Annotated in this window: 8 protein-coding genes; all 8 read left to right on the forward strand. The window is 40.9% G+C overall.

From position 1 onward, the window contains the following. The first annotated feature begins 185 nt into the window (after nt 1-185). The 8 genes from CAG69_RS12710 to CAG69_RS12770 all read left to right on the forward strand — a co-directional run bounded on the left by CAG69_RS12710 (nt 186) and on the right by CAG69_RS12770 (nt 5,470). Nucleotides 186-470, forward strand: a complete 285-nt coding sequence (locus tag CAG69_RS12710; RefSeq protein WP_161444498.1) for a MazG nucleotide pyrophosphohydrolase domain-containing protein — start codon at nt 186-188, stop codon at nt 468-470. 154 nt (nt 471-624) lie between these two features. Continuing rightward, nucleotides 625-1,314 carry an HNH endonuclease gene (locus CAG69_RS12720; RefSeq protein WP_161444500.1) on the forward strand — a complete coding sequence of 230 codons (690 nt, stop codon included), beginning with the start codon at nt 625-627 and terminating at the stop codon, nt 1,312-1,314. Between the two features lie 758 nt (nt 1,315-2,072). After that, entirely contained in the window at nt 2,073-2,327 is a 255-nt protein-coding gene (locus CAG69_RS12735; protein ID WP_005526636.1) for a type II toxin-antitoxin system Phd/YefM family antitoxin, read from the forward strand. After that, nucleotides 2,320-2,589: a Txe/YoeB family addiction module toxin gene (locus CAG69_RS12740; RefSeq protein ID WP_161444502.1), complete on the forward strand. Its 270-nt coding sequence runs from the start codon at nt 2,320-2,322 to the stop codon at nt 2,587-2,589. The genes CAG69_RS12735 and CAG69_RS12740 overlap by 8 nt, the downstream gene beginning before the upstream one ends. A 130-nt stretch (nt 2,590-2,719) precedes the next feature. Further along, the gene (locus CAG69_RS12745; RefSeq protein WP_237668074.1) at nt 2,720-3,805 is read left to right on the forward strand and encodes a YecA family protein; all 1,086 of its coding nucleotides are present in this window, start codon (nt 2,720-2,722) and stop codon (nt 3,803-3,805) included. A 112-nt stretch (nt 3,806-3,917) separates the two neighbouring features. Beyond that, a complete protein-coding gene (locus CAG69_RS12750) occupies nt 3,918-4,190 on the forward strand; it encodes a hypothetical protein (protein ID WP_161444506.1) in 273 nt (90 codons plus the stop codon). A 211-nt stretch (nt 4,191-4,401) separates the two neighbouring features. Then, a complete protein-coding gene (locus CAG69_RS12760) occupies nt 4,402-4,686 on the forward strand; it encodes a hypothetical protein (RefSeq protein ID WP_103176299.1) in 285 nt (94 codons plus the stop codon). Nucleotides 4,687-4,828: 142 nt separating this feature from the next. Continuing rightward, nucleotides 4,829-5,470 (forward strand): DUF4145 domain-containing protein, encoded by a 642-nt coding sequence (locus tag CAG69_RS12770; protein ID WP_161444508.1) that lies wholly within the window; start codon nt 4,829-4,831, stop codon nt 5,468-5,470. Nucleotides 5,471-5,596: the final 126 nt, after the last annotated feature.

Consider the following 5,596-nt stretch of genomic DNA (forward strand, 5'->3'; position numbering starts at 1 on the left):
TACAGAGATTTGGCAGCTGGAGTAATTCGTATAACAAACAATTTAAGAGTGATTCGGCACGCGTGGCATTTTTACTATGCGTTGGTTCTAGTGATTAAGATGGTATGCGGTAGCATCGGTATTGCGTGCCTCACACCTTAATTGGGCGTTATACGCTTTATGGAAAATGATACAAAAAGGACGTTATGAAGTTATCTGAGTTACAAAGTCATATAAAAGAATTCGATTATGCGCCAGAGCAATCTGAACACTATTTTTTAAAACTAATCGAAGAAGTTGGCGAATTATCGGAATCTATTCGCAAAGGTAAAAGTGGGCAACCAACGCTAGATGAACTTAAAGGTTCAATCGGAGAAGAGTTATATGACGTCTTGTATTATGTTTGTGCTTTAGCCAATATTCACGGTGTAAACCTTGAGAAAACGCATGAACTAAAAGAAGTTTTGAATAAGGTTAAGTACAACCGCTAGAACGCGTATAACAAATTGTTCAAGAGGGATTCAGCACGCGTGGCATTTTTACTATGCGTTGGTTTTAGTGATTAAAGTGGTATGCAGTAGCGTCGGTGTTGCGTGCTTCACCCCTTAACAAGGCGTTATACGTTTTGGAGATTTCGAGGATTAAATGGCTATTTTAGAACAAGTAGAAGAACTATTAGCGAAATCAGGGCAAGAGTTCTTTAGTTCTACTGAAATTAAGAACTTGATGGCTGAGGCTTACGGAGCAAACCCTAACTCAGTGCTGCCATCTGACTATTGTTATAATCGAACCAATAATGGCATAGACAAGTCGGGAATGCTCAAACGAAAGTTCTTAATCCGTATTGAAAGCGGGCAATATCGCTACGTTGGGTTTGATTACAAATTTAATGGCTATGTATATCAAAAGCCACACGGTAGCAAAGTCGAAACCATAGTCGGTTTCTGGAAAGACGGCATTTATAGTGAAGTCCGACAGCCAGAAAATGATCTAGAAGATCTTAATGGTCAAACCTTCATAGAGGGTTCAACTAAACAAGTTACAGTTAACACCTATGAGCGAAACTCAGCAGCAAGACAAAAATGCCTAGATTTTCATGGTTACAATTGTAAGGTTTGTGATTTCGACTTCGCCGAAGTTTATGGGGAAATAGGAAAAGGTTTTATTCACGTCCATCACATTGTTCAGATTGCGAATATTAAGCGTGAGTATGAATTAGACCCAGTTAAAGACTTAGTGCCGTTGTGCCCAAATTGTCACGCAATGGTACATAGGCATAATCCAGCAATGCATCCGGATGAACTTAGAGAAAGGCTGTGTCAAAAAAACGTATAACAAACTGTTTAAGAGTGATTCGCAACGCGTGGCATTTTTACTATGCGTTGCGTTTAGTGTTTAAGGTAGTATGCAGCGGCATCGGTATTGCGTTGCTCACACCTTAACAGGGCGTTAGTACGGGATTGGTATCAAAGGTTAAAAGTTTCAGTGTTTATTGGTTCCTTTTCCAAGTTTTACACCTGAACGGGCATGCCTTTCACGTTCTTTCCGGTGGCACTATGTGCGGAGTGTTCGCGTCGATTTCACCGTTTACGGTTTCTAACTTTTGGGCTATTTCGTTGGTGCTGTTTCTTTTGTGTTGTTGGCTTTTTAGCCTTCAATTCCGTATTTTGGTGTGGTTGTCAAAGTTCGGTGACTGAATCCTTTGCTAATTTGAGACTGGTCGAAATAGGGTAGTTTGGCGTATTTTTCTTCTAGCCAACTTGCGTTCTGAGGTGGAGTTCTAGTTTGGTAGTTGTCTGTTTGGCTTTAGCGTTTTAGCGTATAGTTTCGTGCAATATTTCAATATCTTGGTGCAAACCAAAAGGTTTTGGAACAGCGTACTAACAAACAATTTAAGAGTGATTCGGCACGCGTGGCATTTTTACTATGCGTCGGTTTTAGTGATTAAGGTGGTATGCGGAAGCATTGGTATTGCGTGCCTCACACCTTAATTGGGCGTTAGTTGCCTTATCAATATCGCATGTTCAATTTACTGTACATGTGGAGTGGTGAGGACTATACTTGTTCCATTAAACGTACATGTGGAGGTTCTTATGAGAATCGTATCTTTTACTGAAGCAAGAAATGGTCTTAAAGCTGTTTTGGACGGTGTAGTTAATGACGCTGATACAACAGTTATTACACGTCGTGATTCTGAAGATGCTGTGGTTATGTCCTTAGATTACTACAATAGCCTTATGGAGACAGTGCACTTACTACGCTCTCCTCAAAACGCTGAACACTTAAACCGTTCTATAGCACAGTACCGTGCTGGTAAAACAACAGCACGAGAGTTAATTGATGAGTAGTAGTCAGCGTTTACTGTCGTCGACTGATGACGCTTGGGATGATTACCTGTATTGGCAAACTCAAGACAAAAAAACACTCAAGCGCATCAATAAACTCATCAATGATGTTAAGCGTTCTCCATTTGAGGGCATCGGTAAACCTGAGCCATTGAAAGAGAACTTATCGGGTTTTTGGTCTCGTCGTATTGATGATACTAATAGGCTTGTTTACGCAGTCGATGATCAGGCCATAACGATAATCTCGTGTCGTTACCACTACTAAATTAGGTTCAGCGATCTGGCATCTAACAAAGCATTTAAGAGTGATTCGCAACGCTTGGCAGTTTCGCTTCGCTCAAGTATAGCCAAGCGCCGCTCACACCTTAATGCGGCGTTAGTGGCAAAAGGTAGGTATGATGAAAGTTGGTAGAAATGAACCTTGTTGGTGCGGTTCTGGGAAGAAATACAAGAAGTGCCATTTGTCACGACACCAGGAAGAAAAATATAGCCTATCTAGATTATTGGGTGAGTTCAAAAAGAGAACCCAACATAAAGAGTGCCTCCATCCTCAAGCTAGTAAGGAAACTTGTAGCAAAAAGGTTATTGACGCGCACTCTATACAAAAATCTGGTCCACTAAAGCGTATTACTGATAGTAATAATCATGTTTGTACGTTTTCTCCCTCTCACCAAGGTGGCTTTGAACTTGAGTCAGTAGGGTGGAAAAAAGCATCCACTTTTAAAGGATTTTGCTCTAAACATGATAAAGCCTTTTTTGCGTGTATCGAAGACGAAGAGTTTACTAATAGTCCTGAGCAATGTTTTGTTGCAGGCTATCGTTCATATGCTTTGGAGTATTTTAAGAAAATTCGCATAATCAAAGGACTACCATTTGTAGGTGAAAACATAGATCGTGGATTGACCGTAAACGAACAGCAGATGTTACAAGCTCAGCTATTAGAAATGAAAAGTGGGTTTCTAAAAGGTGTCGATGATTTCAAAGAAACGTTAGAATTTTATACGGACAATTTTGCTCGACAAAACTATAGCTCTTTCTCTTCCATGACTTTCCACTTTAAAGGTAGCTTAAATGTGGTTCTTAGTGGTTGTTTTTCCACGGAATTTACAGTTCAAGGTAAAAGGTTACAATCGCTAGAACCCTCAACTCCTTTCATTGAGAATATATCAATAAATACGCTAGTAACCGATGAAGGCCATGCAATTGTATTCTCTTGGCCTAAGCACTTTGAAAGCTGTAAAGCGTTTGCTGAGTCATTGTTGGAAGTGCATCCCTCAAGCTTGCCAACTCATCTAATTGAGCTGATGTTTAGTTATATAGAAAATACCTACTTTAGTGAGGCATGGTTTGGCACTTTGAGTAGTGATGAAAAAGCACGTCTGAAAAAGCTTGCTAGTAACCCGTGTCAATATGGTACACCTGTGACTTTCTCAAGTCTTCGGTATGTTGACTGGGAGTTCGAGCGTGTAATTTGCCACTAACAAAGCATTTAAGAGTGATTCGCAACGCTTGGCAGTTTCGCTTCGCTCAAGTATAGCCAAGCGCCGCTCACACCTTAATGCGGCGTTATGTGCTTATAGGAATAATGTATTCATGTCAGCAGAAGAGATAATGAACTTAGCGAAGAAAAGACAGTACGAGAAAGCCTACTTCGTTGGGAAAAAATACCTAGAAAAGAGTCCGAGTAACGCCGAAGTAGTTGAGGCGCTGAAAGTTGTCTCTTCAGATCTTAGGTCGAGATGCATGGATTTAGCATATAAAAAGGCAGATAACACTTCAGCCTATTTTAAGGTGGCAAGCTTGTTAGAAAAAGTGAATCAACTTACAAATCAAGATCTTTACGGTAATGTGATAATCCCAGATTAATGTACAAAACTGGGCATTCACTATACGGTGATGCATCGTTCAGAAAAGATATGAGAATCACTTAGCCGCGCACATAACAAACTGTTTAAGAGTGATTCGCAACGCGTGGCATTTTTACTATGCGTTAGGTTTAGTGGTTAAGGTGGTATGCGGGAGCTTCAGTATTGCGTTGCTCACACCTTAACAGGGCGTTATGTGTAGGAGCGATAATATGAATACACCTCCAAGATCTTTAGATGGAGCAGAAGTCATTGAATGGGCATGGTCTGGATCTAATCCTTTTGGTTATATATTAACTGCGTCTGGAGAAGTGGCTGAAACTGTTTTTGGCCTAGCTATCTGTACATATCCCAACTCGTCAGTTGTATACCGCTTTAGTTGCGATGAAAATTGGGAGGTTGTTCAAGATTCGGACTACGCATCTGTAGACGATGCCAAACGCTTTTTACCTGAGCAATACAAAGCATGTAAAGCTAACTGGCATAGAGAAAAGTAAACACATAACAATCTGTTTAAGAGTGATTCGCAACGCGTAGCATTTTTACTATGTGTTAGTTTATGTGATTAAGGTGGTATGCGGCGGCATCGGTATTGCGTTGCTCACACCTTAACAGGGCGTTAAGCATCTGGAGAATAATATGCAGTACATAGCACCAAAATTTGGTCAAAAATCCTTTCACTGTCCTTTTTGTGGGACTTTCTCACATGTGACTTGGGAAAGGCTGAGTGATGAGAAGAACTATGTCACCGACATAGTAAAAGCATCTATTTGGCGAGGAACAAGCTTCAGTGGCTTCTCTGTGTCAGATGGGGTGATGGTTTTCCCTGATGTATCATCAGCCCCGCAACCTGAGTTGGATATGCCTGATGATGTAAAAATTGATTATTTAGAGGCTGCTAGCATTTTTTCTCGCTCGCCTAGGGCTGCAGCCGCACTTCTTCGACTTGGACTTCAAAAGTTATGTAAACATTTAGGTGAGGCTGGGGAAAATATTAATAAAGACATCCGAAGCTTAGCTGAAAAAAATGTAATTCCTCCCCTCGTCGTAAAGGTGGCAGATACAGTTAGAATTGCAGGGAACAATGCGGTCCATCCTGGTGAGATGAGTGAGGACGATTTTGATCAGGTCGCATCCAAGATGTTTGAACTACTAAATTTCATAGTTAAAAAAGGTATCTCAGAGCCTAGGGAGTTAGCAGCTTTATATGAATTAACTCCAGAAGGTCCTAGAAAAAGTGCAGAAGAGACCGATCGAAGAGCTAGAGAGAAAAATGCTTAACAAACTGTTTAAGAGTGATTCGCAACGCGTGGCATTTTTGCTATGCGTTGCGTCTAGTATTTAAGGTGGCATGCGGGAGCATCGGTATTGCGTTGCTCACACCTTAACAGGGCGTTAGAGCGCAGG

The organism is Vibrio sp. V43_P6S15P86 (assembly GCF_009904725.1).
GTDB classification, from domain to species: Bacteria; Pseudomonadota; Gammaproteobacteria; order Enterobacterales; family Vibrionaceae; genus Vibrio; species Vibrio diabolicus.